We start from the raw sequence: 16,947 nt of genomic DNA, 5'->3' as shown, positions 1-16,947 counted from the left end.
GGACCCGTCGGTCGTTGATAGGTCTACCGAAGATAGGTCTGAGGGAACGTGATGAAACCACAGCCACCTACTAGCCCGTCTTTGCGCCGGTCGCTGGCGGCGCCGACGAACAGGCCACCGGAGACGAAGGACAACCTGCGACTTATCGCACCCATCACCTCGTGGGAGGACGCCATTCCACTCGGCAACGGCCTGATGGGAGGGCTCCTGTGGGGCGAGGGGAATACCCTGCGCCTGTCCCTTGACCGCGGCGATCTCTGGGACGAGCGAACCACCGGCGAAACCGAATGGTGGAAGAAGCATCCGTGGCAAAGCACGCGGGGCGAGGCCGATCCCTGGGGCAAATACTATGAGGGACTTACTCCGACCAAGCTGCCTGCCGGCAGGCTGGAACTAAGGCTCGATCCGGCGCAGAGCATCAATTCCTTCGAATTGAACCTGGCCGACGCCGAAGCAATTGCCGCGCTCGGGTATTCGCCAGCAACGTCCGGAGAATCCACGGAAATGCAATGGTTCGTTCAGGATGCTGCCGACGGCTTCGAATACTGCGCCTGCATCACCATCCAGCGCTCCGAAAATGAGACACTCCTGGCCATAGCAGTCACTTCTACGAATGACTGCGAGCCCGGACAAGATCTACTGGCCCTGGCCAAGTCTCGATGCGGCCGGGCATTGGACAAGGACTACGCGGGAGTGCTTGCGGACCATGTCTCTTGGTGGCGCTGCTTCTGGGCACAGTCATCGATCGAGATACCTGAGCCCCATATTCAACGGAACTACCAGTTCACCCGCTACCTTTACGGTGCCGGTTCGCGCAAAGGGGCCCCGCCAATGCCCCTGCAAGGCGTGTGGACTGCCGACGATGGCGGTCTGCCGCCATGGAAGGGTGACTACCACAATGACCTCAATACACAGCTGACCTACTCCGCCTACCAGGAAGCCGGCAACTTTGAGGCCGGCGAGAGCTATCTGGATATTCTGTGGAGCCTGACACCGGCTTTCCGCCAGTTCGCCCAGGATTTCTATGGGACAGGCGGCCTCGCATCCCCGGGTGTCATGTCATTGGCCGGCCAGCCCCTGGGTGGCTGGAGCCAATATGCCATGTCTCCTACCATGAGCGCCTGGAATGCGCATCTGTTCTACCTGCACTGGCGTTACACCGGAGACCGCACTTTCCTGGCGGAACGCGCATATCCGTGGTGCAGCGGGGTTGGCCAGTGCATGGAAGAACTGCTCGCAGATGATGAAGGTGGCGTTCTGGTCTTGCCAAGATCGTCATCGCCGGAAATCTTCGACAACAGCAATCAAGCTTGGCTTAGACCCAACAGCAACTATGACCTTATGTGCATGAAGATGCTCTTCTTTTCCCTTCAGGAAATGGCGACCGCCCAGAACATGGCGGCCGATGCCCGGAAATGGGCACTCTTGGCCGCAGGACTGGGAGATTTTCACACATCCGGGGACGGCGAACTCTTGCTCGACAGCGAAACTCCGCTACGCGAAAGTCACCGCCACCTGTCCAATTTGATCGGAATCTTCCCCTTCAACCTGATCTCCGTTGACGGCGGGGCGAAGGACAACGAACGCATTCAAGGCTCCATCAGGGCATGGGACAAGCTGGGCACCGGGCAATGGTGCGGCTACTCGTGGGCGTGGATGGGGTGTCTGCGGGCCCGTGTTGGCGATGGTGAGGAAGCTGTCCGCCAGTTGGATGTTTTCACCCGCGCCTTCGTTTCGCGCAACGGTTTCCATATCAACGGCGATCAATCCGGTCTGGGCTTTTCTGATTTCACGTACCGCCCGTTCACCTTGGAAGGCAACTTTGCCGCCATGCAGGTTGCACAGGAAATGCTCTTGCAAAGCTGGAGTCCAACACCCGGCAGGACTGACACCGAGGTCATCCGATTGTTCCCTGCCGTGCCCTGGCGCTGGCATGACGTCAGCTTTGACGACCTAAGAGCCGAAGGGGGACACCGGGTGTCGGCCCGGCGGGAAAACAATGCCACGACATCATTTGCGGTGGTGGCGGGCAAGGACGGAGCCGTTAGAATCCGCGACAACTTCGGTGGCCGGGAACCTGCATGGTCTGTTTCAGGTGTACTGAAACTTGGTGAAAACTTCGAGGTCCAGCTCCAGGAAGGTGATGTGGTGACGGCCACCCTGGTAAGACCGCTCCATTACCCCGCCGAATCAGCCAACGCCGCCCGGCCCGTCGTGCTCTAGATGGAAACGTGGACACGTTACCGCCGCGCCTCACCGCCGCTGCGTGAGCTGGGCCTGGCGTGTCTCGGTGCCGGCGAGCAGGAAGGGGTGCTCCCACCGGTTTCCCGCCGTACCCTGTCGTGCCATGCACTCGTCGTCGTGTCGCAAGGAACCGGGTGGCTCAATTACGCGGGGAAGAACGTTCCTGTCACAGCGCCGTCGTTGATTTGGATTTTTCCCGGAGTTGAGCACGGCTACGGTCCGGGCACATCAGGCTGGCGGGAGCATTGGGTGCTTTTTGCCGGTGCCAGTGCGCGGGCATTCGAGGAACTTGGCTGCTTCAGCCGCGGCCGGCCGCTGGTCACCCTGCAGGGCGAGGGCGGGATGCTGGTCCGGTTCGCCGACCTGCGGCACGCGCTCGCCGTGGAGGGTCCGCGTGGCGACCTTGATTCGTCGGTGGCGGCCCAGCAGATCATCGTGGGCGCTGCCCTGCAAGGCCGTCAGGTGAGTGCCGGAGCGGCCGAGGCAACTCTGGCCAGGCTGCGCGAACTGGCCTATCTGCCCCTCGGCGCCGGCCAGCAAGCCGCACGGCTCGGATTCACCCCGCAAGGTCTGCGGGAAATCGTCCAGGCCGCAGCCGGGGTAGGCCCCAAGGAATTTGTCCTGCAGCTGCGGATTTCGCGGGCGCAGTCACTGCTGGCCGACACCGACTATCCGATTGGACGCGTTGCACGGCTGACCGGCTACGACGACGGCGCGTACTTCAGCAGGTTGTTCTCCCAGCGCGTCGGGCTATCCCCTTCACATTTCCGCCTCCAGCACCGCCGCTCGGGCGGAGGCGGTCCCCTGAAGTGAAACCCAGCGACGCGGACTAGGGGAAGAACCGGGCGGCTGGGGTCCGAAGCAACGGCCCCTCGCGCCACATTCGTCATAGTCCGTCCTGATCGGACCAATGCTCTTGCCAGCGCCAGTCGATGGGTTCGCCGGCCCGCTGGTAGCGGATATCGGTGGAGAGCCGGATCCTGTTTTCCGGGTCCACATTGTCCGTTGCAGCGTGGACGGTGTAGGCGGAGTGCACCATGACGTCGCCGGCGTGGAAATCGCTGAGTAGCCACCGTGCATCATGGGTGTCAGCCAGCCCCGGTAGGTCGGCTGTCATGGAAGCGGCCGGGTGCTTCCGGGTGCCATTCCGCTCGGCGGCTAACGCCCAATGATGGCTTCCTTCCAGATAGGCCAGGCCGCCCATTTCGATCGGTGTATCGCCAAGCGGGATCCACATCGAGAGGACATGTTCGCTGCCTTCCCTCAAATACACGAGGTCGTAGTGGGCTTGCGTTGCAGTCCCGATGCCCGCCTCGCCGGGACGAATGTGCCGGATGATTTTCCTTTTGTGCAGATGAACCTCATCATCCAGCAACCAGGCGAACCAGTCCTTGATGTCCGGGTGTGCCGTCAATCCCTCATACGCAACACCAGGAACTATCTCATCGAAAAGTATGCGGCGAAGGGACGCGCGGTCTAAGTCACCCGCATCCCCCACTCCCAAGGAAGGCTCGGTCCCGACGCGGACCAGCCCCGTCTCGGCCAACTTCGTGAAGTAGTACTCCCGGAAACTGTTCACCACACCGGGATCAAGGTGGTTGCTGAGATAGAGGTAGCCGTCTTTGCGCAGCCGCCGCCACAGTGCGTCCTTGTCGGTGCGCTCAGTCGCTGGCACCGGAGGGAGATACCCGAACCGTGCGGGGGACTGGTCAAGGACATACCCGTTCGAAGTGATCATGACTCCAGCATGATGGCGGGTTGGGCTTTGGCGTTAGGAGTTTCGCACGCTGGTTGTTGCATTTTTGTGAGGAACGCAAATCCCGTGAAGGCGATCTTCGCGGCCACACCCCGGACAAGTCTCAATGAATAAATGAGCGCGTTTTTGCACTCAAACGATCAACTTCTTGCAAAAAGCCGATCCGGGCTCTACTATCTGTTAAACGGTTAAAGAGGTGGTGCACGTCACATGACTGCTATATGACCTAAACGGATTACGAGCGTCTGCATGGAGGAAAAGTGTGAACCCGACTACCGAGAAAGTGACGGCATCGCCGGCACAACAGCACGTGCAGGATGCGGGGGGCAGAGAAGGAGGGCCCACCACGCCAGTGGATCCGAACGGGGCCGCTGATCGGCGCAGCTCAGGGAGGACACCTGGAGAACGCAAGAGCCTCATGAGCCGGCTGCGTCGCGACAAGCAAATGCTGGTCATGATGTTGCCGGGGGTGCTGTTTCTACTCGTATTTTTCTACATACCCATCCTTGGCAACGTGATCGCCTTCCAGGACTACCAGCCATATCTGGGCATCGGCGATAGCCTCTGGGTGGGCTGGCAGAATTTTTCGGATCTGTTTATCAATCCGGATTTCGTCAACGCGTTTTGGAATACGCTGTATCTTGCCGGCTGGCAGTTGGTGTTCCTCTTCCCGGTGCCGCTCGTCCTGGCCCTCATCGTGGATTCGCTGATGAGCCCGCGCATCCGCAAGGTCTTCCAGAGCATCGCCTACCTGCCGCACTTCCTCTCCTGGGTCCTGGTCATTGCCTTCTTCCAGCAGATGCTGGGTGGCGCCGGGTTCATCAATAACTCGCTGCGGGACATGGGCATGGACACCATCCCGTTCATGACCAATCCCGACACCTTCCCGGTGCTGGTGGTTGTCCAGATGATCTGGAAGGACGCCGGGTGGGCCATGATCATCTTCCTGGCCGCCCTCGCCAGCATTGACGCATCCCTCTACGAGGCTGCCGCCGCCGACGGAGCCGGCCGCTGGCGAAGGGTCTGGCACATCACACTGCCCGGGCTGCGCCCCGTCATCGTCCTGCTGCTGATCCTCCGGATCGGAGACATCCTGTCCGTTGGCTTTGAGCAGTTCATCCTTCAACGCGATGCTGTGGGGGCAGGCGCCGCGGAAGTCCTTGACACGTTCACTTACTACACCGGTGTCGTTGGCGGTGGCTGGAGCTCGGGTGCAGCCGCCGGCCTGGCCAAAGGCGTGGTCAGTCTGGTGCTGATCTGGGGGGCCAACAAACTTGCCCACAAGTTCGGCGAAGACGGAATTTTTGCGAAAAAGGTCGGCTAGCCGGAACGGCCGCCGCAAAGGAGACTCACATGGCTACACCCCTGTTTACCAAGAAAGCTTCCGGGCTGGCGAGCGATTCCAAGCGTCCCGTCTGGAAAGAGAAACCCTCGCTGTTTTATCAGAGCATCAAAGCGGTTGTCCTGGTGCTCTTCAGCATCTCCATCCTGGCTCCCATGCTCCTTGTGGTGTCCACTTCGCTGGCCGACAACGAACAACTCGTGGCCGCTGGCGGGTTCGTCATGTGGCCGGAGCGGCCGACGCTGGAGGCCTACCAGACCATCTTTCGTGGACCCATGGTTCTGCAATCGCTCGGAGTCAGTCTCTTCATCACCGTGGTGGGCACGCTGCTGGCGCTGTTTGTGACTATCACCATGGCCTATGCCACCAGTCGGTCGGTGATTTTTGGCCGTCCCGTGATCCTGGCTGTCTTGTTCACGCTGCTGTTTGCCCCCGGGCTCATTCCCTCTTTCCTCCTGATTCGCGAACTCCATCTGCTGGACTCCCTGTGGTCCTTGATCCTGCCGGGCATCTTCGGTGCGTTCAACTTCGTGGTGATGCGTTCCTTCTTCATGAACATCCCCGGAGAGTTGATTGAGAGTGCCCGGATTGACGGAGCGAGCGACTGGCAGATTCTCTGGAAGATCGTCCTGCCGCTTTCCAAAGCTGTGGTGGCAGTGGTGGGTCTGTTCTACGCGGTGGGTTTTTGGAACTCCTTCTTCAACGCCCTCCTGTACATCAACGACCACAGTAAATGGCCAATCCAGCTCCTCCTGCGCAACTTTGTGGTCCAGGGGAGCGGCGCGGCCGACGGGCTCGGGATCACCACCACCCCGCCGCCACAATCAATCCAGATGGCAGTCGTGGTAGTTGCCCTCGTCCCGATCCTCATGGTCTACCCGTTCCTGCAGAAGCACTTCGCAAAGGGCGTTATCACCGGCGCGGTCAAAGGCTGACCCTGCCTTTCCTTCCCCACTTTCAGGCAACTCCTCAAGCAAAACTAGAAAGGTTTACGCCCATGACGAACGCTACTTCCGGCCAGGCCGGATTCAGCCGACGCGGCTTCCTCGGCCTTGCAGGCCTTACCGTCGCCACTGCCGGCCTGGCCGCCTGCGGCACCGGCGGCGCCAGCAGTGGGGGCGCCGCCGCCTCCTCGGCACTCAAGCTGCCCACCTACAAGGAATTTACCGGCTTCGCCGCGGACATTCCCGGTAATGAAAAGGGACTGCAGGCGGCCTTCTTCAAGCTCCCCGAAGCCGTAAAGTCCGTCAAGAGCGCGCCGCTCAAGGGGAAGGTGACCGGTCTTTCGGAAACCTTCGACACCATGAGCCCGGCCATGAAGGACAACCCCTTCTGGCAGCGTCTGAATGCCAAACTGGGCGGCGAGCTGGATCTCCAGATTGCCGAGGACATTGGAGATGGCTACCCGGCGAAGTTCGCCACTGTCCTTGCCAGCAACGATCTCCCGGACATGATGTGGGTTCCGCCGAACCAGGGCATCCCCAACATCGGTCCCATGCTGGAAGCCAAATTTCAGGACCTGACACCGTACCTCTCCGGTGACGCGGTGCTCGAGTACCCCAACCTGGCCGCGCTGAAGCCGGATTCCTGGAAGACCGCCGTCGTCAACGGCAGGATCTGGGGAGCACCCATCCCCAGCACGCCTTTCGGTCAGGTCTTGTCCGGCCGAAGGGACATCTGGGCGGCAGTTGACGGGCTGAATGCTGCCAGCGCCGATGAATTCCTCGAAAAAGCCAAGGAACTGACCCGCCCGGGTGAGCAGAAGTATGCGCTGGAACCGGCCTACACAAACATTCTCCACATGGTCACCGAATGGTATGGCGCCCCCAACGGCTGGGCCGTGAACAAGGACCGTACCCTGACGCACCTCTTCGAGACTGACGAGTACGCTGCCGGTGTGGAGTTCACTGCCAAGATGTTTGCAGCCGGAGTGTTTTACCCGGACAGCAAGGCGTCCGACATCCGCACCCGTGTGGCCAATGGCACTGTTGCCGCACAGGTTCTGGTAGGTCCGCACGACATCCGCAGCTTTCGCGGCCTGAACAAGACTGACAAGTTCGACCTTCTGGTCCCCTTCAGCGCCGACGGCAAGATCAAGCCGGTCTACGACATGGGCTATGGCACAGTCGGCTTCACACCGTTCAAAAAAGCCGACGAAGGCAGGATCCGCGAGCTGCTGGCGCTGATCAACTACCTGTCGGCCCCTTTCGGCACGGCGGAGTACATGCAGAAGAACTACGGCGAGACCGGGCAGGACTACACCCTGGACGGTGCCGGCAACCCGGTTCTCAGTGAATCCGGTGCCACCAATATCCCCGGCCTCGCTTCGGCCCTGAACATTATGTCCAGCCCGGAGAACGTGGTTTTCAACCCGGGCTACGACGATGACACCCGGTACATCAACGAGCAGCAGAAGAAGCTACTCGAACTGGCCTGGCGTAACCCGACCAACGGCAGCTACTCGGACACCAACGCCAAGGTGGGTGCAAAGGTCACCAAGCAGCTGCGCGACAAGGTCATTGACGTCATCACCGGCCGGGAGAAGGTGGGAGTCCTCAAGGACGCTGTGAAGCGGTGGCAGTCAGAGGGCGGCAACAAGATCCGTGAAGAGTATCAGGCGGCCTTGCCCGCGGGCGTACCGATCTTCACCACGTAGTAAGACGGTTGTGGCGGCGGGGGCATGCGCACCGTCGCCACAGCCTGACTTTCAGCAACCAGCTGGCGACAGTCGCAGGACGGCGGCCAGGTCCACGGAGGAGATTTCATGACGGTGACAAATCGCAGGGCACAGCGTCCGACCATCAGGATGGTCGCGGCGGAGGCCGGTGTGTCGACGGCAACTGTTTCCTACGTTTTGTCCGGCCGGCGGGGTGAAGCCGGTCCGGGTTGCTCGGAAGCCACTGTGAGCAGGGTACGGGCTGCTGCGGAACGGCTCGGCTACAGGCCCAACCAGGCGGCGCGTGCCATCCGGACGGGGCGCACGAACACCGTGATCCTGTCCTTGACCATGCTTTCGGACCCGTGGGCGCTTGCAGTAATCGAGGCGGTCCAGCGTGCGGCGGCTCCCTTGGGCATCACGCCCATGATCCTTGCCGATGCTGACTGGGCCAGAGTCCTCCAGAGCCACAGTGCCGACGCAGTCTTCGTGGACGCTGTCCGGGAGCACAACGAACAGACACTGCATGAGTTGGCAGGCCGGGGGTCACGGCTGGTGGTCTTCCACGAGTCCTTGGAGCCGGAGGGCTTTGACGTCGTACGGTCCGTTGCAGGACCCGGCTGTGTTCTGGCGGTGGAACATCTGTTGGCAAGTCATACGAAGATAGCGTGCGTTACCGCTGGCGGCTCCCTTGCGGGGCCGCGGTTCAAGGCATACACAGACGCCCATAAATCGGCCGGGCTGGCGGTCCGGGACGACTATGTGGGGACTTTCGATGGAACTTCGGCAGGCGCCTACGCTGCCGCTACGCGGCTCCTTTCCCTGGAAGATCCGCCAACGGCCATCTTTGCCACTACGGACTATGCGGCCGTCAGCGCCATCAACGCGGCGCAGCGAATGGGGCTCGGAGTCGGCACAGACATCGACATTATCGGTGTGGGAAACACCGTCGAGGGTGAACGGATGTCCCCGTCGCTGAGCAGTGTGGGCCCGGTGGGCTTCTTTGACAGCCTGGCGAGGAAGCTGATGGACCGTGCCCTGGGATCCGAGGAGGACCCCGGCGTCCTGGACTTCCCTTGGGAACTGTTCGTCCGTGAATCGGCACCGGCGAAGAAAGCAAAACACTAGATTTTTGAAGCAATTGCGGTGCTGCGCGGCCTCCGGGAATCCGGGGGGCGTACGGCTGCACGACGGCCTAAGGGCTGCAACCAAGCAGGAGGAATGGCGTAGTAATGGGAACTGTAGATATGAAGGTCGGTCTGGTCGGATTCGGTCTGCGGGCGAGTCTGTGGAAGCACGTCCACAACCCGGGTCAGGGATCCGAGGTAACCATTGTGTGCGATACCAGCGCGCGCGGCCGGGCGGACGCCGCCGAAAAGATCCCGACGGCCCGCGTCACGGCGGATCTCAATGAGCTGCTCGCCAGCGGCATTGACGCAGTCCTGGTTCTCACGCCGGACAACCAGCATGCATTGGTGGCCGTCGAGACGCTCAGGGCCGGCATTCCCACCTTCTGCGAGAAACCGTTGGACGTCACGCTCGAGGCAGCGGATCTGATCCTGCAGACGGCTTACGAAACCGGAACGCGTCTGTATGTGGGGCACAACATGCGCCACATGCCGGTGGTGGTGCAAATGCGCGAACTGATAGAAGACGGTGTGATCGGCGACGTCAAAGCGATCTGGTGCAGGCACTTTGTGGGCAACGGGGGCGACTATTACTTTAAGGACTGGCACTCCGAACGCAAGAACGTCACGTCGCTGCTGCTCCAGAAGGGTGCCCACGACATCGACGTCATCCACTGGCTGGCGAACGGCTACACCAAGCGGGTGTCCGCCATTGGGGACCTGGCCGTATACGGTGACGTCCAGGACCGCCGGGACAACGCCGGCCGCCGGATGGGGGACTGGTTCTCGCTGGACAACTGGCCGCCCACGGCGCAAACCGCGCTCAGTCCGCTGATCGACGTGGAAGACATTTCCATGATGCAGATGGTGCTGGACAACGGTGTGCTGGCTTCCTACCAGCAGTGTCATTTCACTCCCGACTACTGGCGGAACTACACGGTGATCGGCACCAAGGGCAGGATCGAGAACTTCGGCGACGGCCCGGGCGGCAAGATCAGCGTCTGGACGTCAAGGACAGCCACCGGTTTCGCTGAGCCGGACCGGGAGATCGGGATTCCCGACGGCGACGGCGGCCACGGCGGTTCAGATCCGCGCCTGATCGACGAGTTCCTGGAGTTCGCCGCCCGCGGCGGGCAGACCCGTACCAGCCCTGTCGCCGCCCGCCAGTCGGTGGCGGCTGGTGTACTGGCCACAGAATCCCTGCGCGGTGACGGTTCGGCACGCGAAGTCCCGGCATTGCCCGCGGACCTGGTCGAGTATTTTGAAGCCGGCCAGCCTGCCCGTGACTCAAGCCACTGTTGACTACGAACGAACCGAAACCCTTGAACATGACCAGCACATCACGAATGGACAATGCATGGACCTGAGACCGCCCGGACAAACGGCCCACCAATCGGCTGGAACAGGCCATCTTGCATCTGAACCGCAGCCACCCGTCCTGAGCTACGGGGGCAATGCTTTTTACCGTTCAGGAAAACAGCACCGCATCCTGGCTGGTGCCATTCACTACTTCCGCGTGCACCCAAGTCAGTGGGAGGACCGCCTGGCCAAGTTGCGGGCCATGGGGGCCAACACGGTCGACACGTATGTTGCCTGGAACTTCCACCAGCCGACGCGCGGGCAGCGCCCCAATTTCACGCAGTGGCGGGATCTTGGCCGCTTCATCGACCTGGCCGCAGCCCAAGACCTGGATGTGATCGTTCGTCCCGGGCCGTACATATGTGCGGAATGGGACAACGGCGGGATCCCGGCTTGGCTGACCGGCACGCCGGGGATCGGTCTGCGCTGTTCCGATCCGGTCTTCACGGACGCAGTCGAGGAATGGTTCGACGAGCTCCTGCCCATCATCGCAACGCGCCAGGCAGCCCGGGGCGGGCCGGTGGTGGCGGTACAGATCGAGAACGAATACGGCAGCTACGGCGACGACAAGGCGTATTTGCGCTGGAACCGCCAGGCGCTCCTTGACCGGGGCATCTCGGAGCTTCTGTTCACCGCGGACGGTGGGACCGATTTCTACCTCGACGGCGGCGCCCTGGACGGAACTTTGGCTGCGGCCACCCTGGGGAGCCGCGGGGAGGAATCCGTGGCAACGTGGCGGCGACGCAGGCCGGACGAGCCGTTTTTCAATGTCGAGTTTTGGGGCGGCTGGTTCGATCACTGGCATGAGGATCACCACGTCCGGAACACGGAGGAGACGGCGGCCGAAGTCTCCAAAATCCTGGATCTGGACGGCTCAGTGTGCATCTATATGGCCCATGGAGGTACGAACTTTGGGCTTTGGTCCGGCAGCAACCACGATGGTGAAAAGCTCCAGCCAACGGTTACCAGCTATGACTCCGATGCCCCGATCGCGGAGAACGGCGACCTAACGCCCAAGTACCATGCTCTCCGAAGGGCATTCTTCCATGCGCAGGGCATTGTGGAACCTCCCGAGCTGGATCCGGCGCTGTTGGCACCTGCCCCGGTTTTGCCCGGCCGAACCCTTGATGTCGATCCCGGAGTCGAGCTGCTGGAACTGCTCCGTGCCGGGACGCGGCAGCGATCCAGCGTGCGGCCTCTTACCTTTGAGGAGATGGATCTCGACTCGGGCCTGATGCTGTACAGCGCTGAGGTAACGCTGCCAGGGCTCCCTCACGCCCCGACCGAATCGCGGATCCGGGTTATGGAACTCCATGACCGCGCCCACCTTTGGATCGACGGCCGTCACGCCGGGATATTGGATGGATCCAGCGCAGGGGAGGGATTGAGGGTCCAGGGAACCGGAGCCCCCGTGAGGCTGGACATCCTCGTGGAAAACCAGGGGCGGATTAATTTCGGACCTTTGACGGGCCAGGGGAAAGGCATTCTGGGGGGAGTCCTGGTAAACCAGCGCCACACCTTCAACTGGACGCAGACCCCCCACTCGCTCAGCGACTGGGGAGCTCAGGAACTTGAACACCTTGCTTCAGCCAGCTTCCGGACGGATTCCGCCGCGGACACCTTTCTGGCATTCCCCGGCTTCGGTAAGGGATTCGTCTGGATCAACGGCTTCCTGCTCGGCCGCTATTGGGAGGTGGGGCCCCAGTCCACACTCTACGTACCGGCCCCGCTGATCCGGCCCGGCAGCAACTCGATCAAGATCCTGGAGCTGGAGAAGTGGAGCACCTCAATAGAGCTGCGCACCGAGCCCGAGCTTGGACAGACCGCGCGTCCATGACCGGTGACGGAGGGCACCCGCACGCCGGTCGTAGCGCTGAAGGGCAATTCAGGACTGCGGGGCGCCGGCAGCAGCGCCCATCGCCACGATCACTTCCGTTCCATTCGCCTCAAAAGCGGCCTTGTCCTTCTGCGAGATCCCGGAATCCGTAATCAGCCTGAGAAAGGGATAACCGGCCATGGTGGCGAAGGCGCGACGCCCCACCTTCGAGGAGTCCGCCAGCACATAGGATATGGCGGCGCGCCGGGCCATGAGGGTGTTGACCGATGCCTCGCCTTCGTCGGTGATGGTCGGCCCCACCTCCGCGTCGATTCCATTGACACCGATGAAAGCGAAGTCGAGGGCGACCTTCTGCATGACGATGTCCGTGTACGGTCCGACGAGCTCGTAGGAGCGGGGGTTCAGGATGCCCCCGGTGACCATGATCTTGATGTTGGGCCGAACGGCCAGCTGGGCAGCGATATTGATGGCGTTAGTGACCACGGTCAGGGTGGGCCGGTCCGATGGAGTGTTCAGGTCTTCCCGCGTAGACAGCACATGGGCCAGCGCCGTTGTGGTGGTGCCGCCGCTGAGGCCGATTACGGCACCGGGCTTTATGAGCCTTGACGCCTCTTCCGCTATGAGATTCTTGGCTTCGGCATGGTCATCGCGGTTGTACCGGCTGGGGAGGTCATAAGCCACCGAGCCGGTGGTGGCACCGCCCCTGGTGCGGCTGAGTAACCGTTGCTTTGCGAGACTGTCCAGGTCCCTGCGGGCGGTGGCAGGTGAAACACCCAATTTTGCGACGATGTCCTCCACCTCGATCTGCCCTGTGTCAGCGAGCAGGTCAAGGATCGCTGCCAGTCGATCGGTGCGGGTCATGAACATACCTCTCAAGTGGTACTACGTTGCCCTGGCGAACAGGGCCAGGAGCCGCGACACCTCGGGAACCAGGGCTTCGCGGCCGGCCTTCACGTACTTGCGGGAATCCACCACGGCAGGGTTGGCCGCCAGGTAGTCCCGGACCGCACGGGTGAAGAATCCGTTTAAATGGGTGGAAACATTTATCTTAGTCATGCCGGAGCCGATAGCGGCGACGATTGCGTCGTCTGCCACGCCAGAGCTTCCGTGCAGCACGAGCGGCACGTCCAGGGCGGACTTCAGCCGGGCGATCAGTGGCAGATCCAGGACTGCCTTGCGCTCCGTCATGGCGTGGGACGATCCGACCGCAACGGCCAGCGCGTCTACGCCGGTAGCGGCGACGAAGGCGGCTGCTTCGCATGGATCGGTCCTGGCTCCGGGCGCGTGGGCGCCGTCTTTGCCCCCCACCTTGCCAAGTTCGGCTTCCACGTAGACGCCTGCCCTATGCGCGTGTTCGGTGACCCGCCGCGTGGCGGCAACGTTGAGGTCGTAAGGCAGGTGGGCGCCGTCGTACATCACGGAACCAAAGCCCAGCTCGATGGCCTCCAGTGCGAGGTCTTCGGATTCGGCGTGATCCAGGTGGATGGAAACGGGAACCGACGCTTGCCGGGCCGCGGCCAAGGCAGCGCGGGCCAACGGTTCCAGCCCGCCGTGGAAGTGGGCGCAGTTCTCCGATATCTGCAGGATCACCGGAAGTCCGGCCTCTTCAGCGCCGCCCACGAGTCCTTCCAGGGTTTCCAAGTGAACAATGTTGAAAGCCGCCTGCCCCACGCCCCGCTCCAAGGCGCGATTCATCAGATCCCGGGTTTTGGCCAAGGTCATGGCAGCTCCTTTTGGGTAACAATGAGCATGGTGGCCAGTTCCTCATGTCTGGGCGAAATTTCGCCCGCACCGGGCATGAGTACGGCAGCCGCCGACCATGATGTGGCTGCCCGGAGAATGTGTTCGATTTCGGTGCGGCCGTTGCACAAGGCGACGGCGGCAGCGGCCACCGAGGCATCGCCGGCTCCGGTGGGATTGCCGCAGAAGGCGAAGGGCAGGCGCGCATGCCAGTAGCGATCCGGTTGCCCGGCGTCGAAAGCCATCATGCCGTCGGCGCCTGCGCTGACCAGCACCCGGCGGGCTCCCAAGGCCATGAGCCTGACGGCACCGGCGACTACGTCACGCTCTCCGGTGGCCTCAACCAGCTCATGATTGTTGGGCTTGAGCAGATCCGCACCGGCTTCGGCCGCAGCCAGCATCCCGGGACCGGAGGTGTCGACAATGGCCGGGACGCCCGCGCCATGAGCCAGGGAAACCAGCTCCGCGTAGAAGCCGGGATGCCCCCCTTCCGGAAGGCTTCCCGAGCCCACTATTACCCCCGGCGGCGGTACATCCGCGGCGCGGAGGCTCTCCCGCACTGCTCTCTTCAGGGCCAGCCACGCTGCAGGCTCGAGCGACCTCCCATGCTCGTTGAAAATGGAGGTTTCGCCGTTCACGGTATCCACAAGGGCAATGCTGCGGCGGGTTTCCACCGCGGTGGACACGAGCCTGTGAGGAAGCGCGCTGGCCTGGAGCTCGGCGGCGAATGCCGCGCCGGAGGCGCCTCCGGCTGTGGCGATGGCGAGGACGGGGACGTTCAGCTGATGGGCAACTCTGGCGACGTTGACGCCCTTGCCTCCGGCCCGGACCAGGGGCGCCGCCACGCGGTTGCTTCCGCCGATGCTGACGCCCTTGACGGCGTAGGTGACGTCCACCGCAGGGTTGGGGGTAACGGTGATGATGCGCTTCACGTGGACAGCCCAAGAGGCGCCAGGAGCGTCCGGGCCTTCAGGGCTGCGCCGATAAGCCCGCCGTTCTGGCCTAGCTGTGACGTCACAATCAGAGGGCGCCGTTGGAAGCTCAGGAGGTCATCGACCCTGAGGCGCAGCGGAGCCAGCAGTTCCTCGCCGGCTTCGGACAGCCCGCCGCCGATGACGATGGCTTCGGTGCCGAGAATGCTGACGAATTGGGCGACGCTGAAGGCCAGGGCGTTGACGGCATCGGCCCATACCTGCCGGGCGATCCCGTCCTGTGCCCGGGACAGTTCCAGGACCGCGCGGGCGCCGTGCACTGTGTTGCCGCTGAGCTGTGTGTAACGTCGGGCAATGGCGCCGGCGGAGGCCACGGACTCCAGGATGCAGCTGGCCTGGCCATTCGGCGCAGGCACCAGGGCATGTCCCAGTTCTCCCGCATAGCCGCCCGCTGTCACTACTCTGCCGTCCGTAAGAACGGTTCCGGCGATCCCGGTGCCAAGGATCATCACAACGACGTCGCTGAGGCCCCGGGCTGCTCCCAATTGCGCCTCGGCATAGCCGGCGGATCCGACGTCGTGCCCGAAAGCAACGGGCAGCCCCAGCCGGCGTTCCGCTACAGCGGCGAACGGATAGTCCCGCCAGCCCAGGTTCGCCGACAGGATGCCGGTCCCTGTGCGAGGATCCACCAGGCCCGGCACGACCAATCCGGCTGCTTCTGGCCGCATCCCGGGAAAGTCCCTCGAAAGTTGACCCGCCAAATCTTCCACACGGTCCAGCACGGCCTCGGCAGGGCGGCTCTTGTCCAGAGGCGTCCGGCTGCGACGCAGTCCCTTGATGGTGCCGGACGCGTCAATCAAGGCGGCCTTCAAATCAGTGCCGCCGACATCGAAGGCAAATACGGCCGCGGGTGCCGGGCCGAGGTTTGGGCCGTCAGTTGCGGCCGGTGCGGTGGGCATACGTTCTGTCCTAGGGTGCGGCGACGTCGAGGATAACTGAACGGGTGAGGTTGCGGGGCAGGTCGGGGTCCAGGCCGCGGGCCCTGGCGCGTTCCAGCGCCACCTTGTGCACCCGGGCCAGCTCTGCGAGGGGGTGCCGGCCGGTGTTGAGATAGAGTGCACCGGTCTTAGCCATGTCATCGTCCAGCCCTGCGGGCTGCTCGCCGAAGAGCCAGGTGACTCGTCCTGGCGCGGCAATTGAGATGGGGCCGTGCCGGTACTCCATGGCCGGGTAGGACTCGGTCCAGCCCTGGACGGCTTCGCGCATTTTCAATCCGGCCTCGTGAGCCAGGCCCACAGTCCAGCCCTGCCCGAGGAACGTGAACTGTTCAGCCTCGAGGAGCTCCAGCGGAACCGTATCCGCCACTGCGTGGCGGGCTTCTTCAACGGCGCCGGAGAGGTCCGTTCCAAGGCTCGTCAGGAGGTACACCAGTGCAGCCGTGGCGAACCGCGTCTGCACCACCGACTTCTCGTCCGCGTACGGGAGCCCGATTACTGAGTCCGCAAGCGCCGCTGCCGGTGAGTCGACGTCTCCGAGCAGTGCCACGGTGGGCACCTTTCCCTTAAGGGCTGTCAGCTGTTCCAGCACTTCCGTCGTGGTTCCGGAACGCGTGATGGCGACGACTGCGTCGTAGTCACGGGCGACGCTGTTGCTGTTGAGGAATGCCTCCGACGCCGCAAACGGATCCGTCAGGCCCTTGCCTGCCCCCTCGCGGGCGGCGGAGTAGCTCTGCGCCATAAACCAGGACGTGCCGCATCCGATCACCGCGACCCGCTGCCCGTCCGCCGGCAGGAAGTGCTCTGCCTGCGCCTGGGCAATGGCGCGCGTCCAGACGTCCGGCTGCGAGGTGAGCTCATGATCCATGTGCGCACCGGGAATGGCCTCAGTCATTGCGTCTGCTCCTTTTGGTTATCACGGCGCCGTGCGTGCCGCGGATCGTCCCCGGACCAACCGA

General features: G+C 62.8%; 14 protein-coding genes. 8 read left to right on the top strand and 6 right to left on the bottom strand.

All coding sequences use genetic code 11. The annotated features are described in order from the left end of the window. Positions 1-51: 51 nt before the first annotated feature. On the top strand, positions 52-2,223 hold the full coding sequence (locus CXQ91_RS09825; RefSeq protein WP_146072317.1) for a glycoside hydrolase family 95-like protein: 2,172 nt from the start codon (positions 52-54) through the stop codon (positions 2,221-2,223). Then, on the top strand, positions 2,224-3,057 hold the full coding sequence (locus CXQ91_RS09820; protein WP_104173743.1) for an AraC family transcriptional regulator: 834 nt from the start codon (positions 2,224-2,226) through the stop codon (positions 3,055-3,057). A 73-nt stretch (positions 3,058-3,130) separates the two neighbouring features. Here the strand turns inward: CXQ91_RS09820 and CXQ91_RS09815 are convergent, their stop codons facing one another. Next, complete coding sequence (locus tag CXQ91_RS09815) at positions 3,131-3,982, bottom strand: phytanoyl-CoA dioxygenase family protein (protein ID WP_104173742.1); 852 nt, start codon at positions 3,980-3,982, stop codon at positions 3,131-3,133. A 280-nt stretch (positions 3,983-4,262) separates the two neighbouring features. Between CXQ91_RS09815 and CXQ91_RS09810 the strand changes: the two genes are divergently transcribed. From CXQ91_RS09810 to CXQ91_RS09785, 6 genes are all read left to right on the top strand, one after another. Further along, entirely contained in the window at positions 4,263-5,324 is a 1,062-nt protein-coding gene (locus CXQ91_RS09810; RefSeq protein ID WP_374953645.1) for an ABC transporter permease, read from the top strand. Between the two features lie 29 nt (positions 5,325-5,353). Continuing rightward, entirely contained in the window at positions 5,354-6,277 is a 924-nt protein-coding gene (locus CXQ91_RS09805) for a carbohydrate ABC transporter permease (protein WP_104173740.1), read from the top strand. Between the two features lie 62 nt (positions 6,278-6,339). Then, complete coding sequence (locus CXQ91_RS09800; protein WP_104173739.1) at positions 6,340-7,998, top strand: sugar ABC transporter substrate-binding protein; 1,659 nt, start codon at positions 6,340-6,342, stop codon at positions 7,996-7,998. A gap of 108 nt (positions 7,999-8,106) precedes the next feature. Continuing rightward, positions 8,107-9,126 carry a LacI family DNA-binding transcriptional regulator gene (locus CXQ91_RS09795; protein ID WP_258073920.1) on the top strand — a complete coding sequence of 340 codons (1,020 nt, stop codon included), beginning with the start codon at positions 8,107-8,109 and terminating at the stop codon, positions 9,124-9,126. Between the two features lie 104 nt (positions 9,127-9,230). After that, positions 9,231-10,427 (top strand): Gfo/Idh/MocA family protein, encoded by a 1,197-nt coding sequence (locus CXQ91_RS09790; RefSeq protein WP_104173738.1) that lies wholly within the window; start codon positions 9,231-9,233, stop codon positions 10,425-10,427. A 55-nt stretch (positions 10,428-10,482) separates the two neighbouring features. Continuing rightward, positions 10,483-12,321, top strand: a complete 1,839-nt coding sequence (locus tag CXQ91_RS09785) for a beta-galactosidase family protein (RefSeq protein ID WP_104173737.1) — start codon at positions 10,483-10,485, stop codon at positions 12,319-12,321. 48 nt (positions 12,322-12,369) lie between these two features. On the opposite strand, the gene CXQ91_RS09780 is transcribed toward CXQ91_RS09785, so the two are convergent. From CXQ91_RS09780 to CXQ91_RS09760, 5 genes are read right to left on the bottom strand one after another with little or no spacing between them, the layout of a single operon-like run. Then, positions 12,370-13,182, bottom strand: coding sequence for a DeoR/GlpR family DNA-binding transcription regulator (locus CXQ91_RS09780; protein WP_104173904.1), 813 nt, complete (start codon positions 13,180-13,182; stop codon positions 12,370-12,372). Positions 13,183-13,203: 21 nt separating this feature from the next. Next, the gene (locus CXQ91_RS09775; protein ID WP_104173736.1) at positions 13,204-14,043 is read right to left on the bottom strand and encodes a class II fructose-bisphosphate aldolase; all 840 of its coding nucleotides are present in this window, start codon (positions 14,041-14,043) and stop codon (positions 13,204-13,206) included. Beyond that, the gene (locus tag CXQ91_RS09770) at positions 14,040-14,993 is read right to left on the bottom strand and encodes a 1-phosphofructokinase family hexose kinase (RefSeq protein WP_104173735.1); all 954 of its coding nucleotides are present in this window, start codon (positions 14,991-14,993) and stop codon (positions 14,040-14,042) included. Before CXQ91_RS09770 ends, CXQ91_RS09775 begins: the two co-directional genes overlap by 4 nt. After that, positions 14,990-15,952, bottom strand: coding sequence for an ROK family protein (locus tag CXQ91_RS09765; RefSeq protein WP_104173734.1), 963 nt, complete (start codon positions 15,950-15,952; stop codon positions 14,990-14,992). The genes CXQ91_RS09770 and CXQ91_RS09765 overlap by 4 nt, the downstream gene beginning before the upstream one ends. A gap of 10 nt (positions 15,953-15,962) precedes the next feature. Beyond that, positions 15,963-16,883 carry an SIS domain-containing protein gene (locus CXQ91_RS09760; RefSeq protein WP_104173733.1) on the bottom strand — a complete coding sequence of 307 codons (921 nt, stop codon included), beginning with the start codon at positions 16,881-16,883 and terminating at the stop codon, positions 15,963-15,965. Between the last annotated feature and the right edge of the window lie 64 nt (positions 16,884-16,947).

Source organism: Arthrobacter sp. Y81 (assembly GCF_002929335.1).
GTDB lineage: Bacteria > Actinomycetota > Actinomycetes > Actinomycetales > Micrococcaceae > Arthrobacter.
This window is presented reverse-complemented; position numbering and strand designations above follow the sequence as displayed.

Coding starts and splice junctions, on each gene's coding strand:
- CXQ91_RS09790 (WP_104173738.1), top strand. CDS start 9,231: ATGGGAACTGTAGATATGAAGGTCGGTCTGGTCGGATTCGGTCTGCGG.
- CXQ91_RS09775 (WP_104173736.1), bottom strand. CDS start 14,043: ATGACCTTGGCCAAAACCCGGGATCTGATGAATCGCGCCTTGGAGCGG.
- CXQ91_RS09780 (WP_104173904.1), bottom strand. CDS start 13,182: ATGACCCGCACCGATCGACTGGCAGCGATCCTTGACCTGCTCGCTGAC.
- CXQ91_RS09795 (WP_258073920.1), top strand. CDS start 8,107: ATGACGGTGACAAATCGCAGGGCACAGCGTCCGACCATCAGGATGGTC.
- CXQ91_RS09815 (WP_104173742.1), bottom strand. CDS start 3,982: ATGATCACTTCGAACGGGTATGTCCTTGACCAGTCCCCCGCACGGTTC.
- CXQ91_RS09800 (WP_104173739.1), top strand. CDS start 6,340: ATGACGAACGCTACTTCCGGCCAGGCCGGATTCAGCCGACGCGGCTTC.
- CXQ91_RS09825 (WP_146072317.1), top strand. CDS start 52: ATGAAACCACAGCCACCTACTAGCCCGTCTTTGCGCCGGTCGCTGGCG.
- CXQ91_RS09820 (WP_104173743.1), top strand. CDS start 2,224: ATGGAAACGTGGACACGTTACCGCCGCGCCTCACCGCCGCTGCGTGAG.
- CXQ91_RS09760 (WP_104173733.1), bottom strand. CDS start 16,883: ATGACTGAGGCCATTCCCGGTGCGCACATGGATCATGAGCTCACCTCG.
- CXQ91_RS09785 (WP_104173737.1), top strand. CDS start 10,483: ATGGACCTGAGACCGCCCGGACAAACGGCCCACCAATCGGCTGGAACA.
- CXQ91_RS09765 (WP_104173734.1), bottom strand. CDS start 15,952: ATGCCCACCGCACCGGCCGCAACTGACGGCCCAAACCTCGGCCCGGCA.
- CXQ91_RS09805 (WP_104173740.1), top strand. CDS start 5,354: ATGGCTACACCCCTGTTTACCAAGAAAGCTTCCGGGCTGGCGAGCGAT.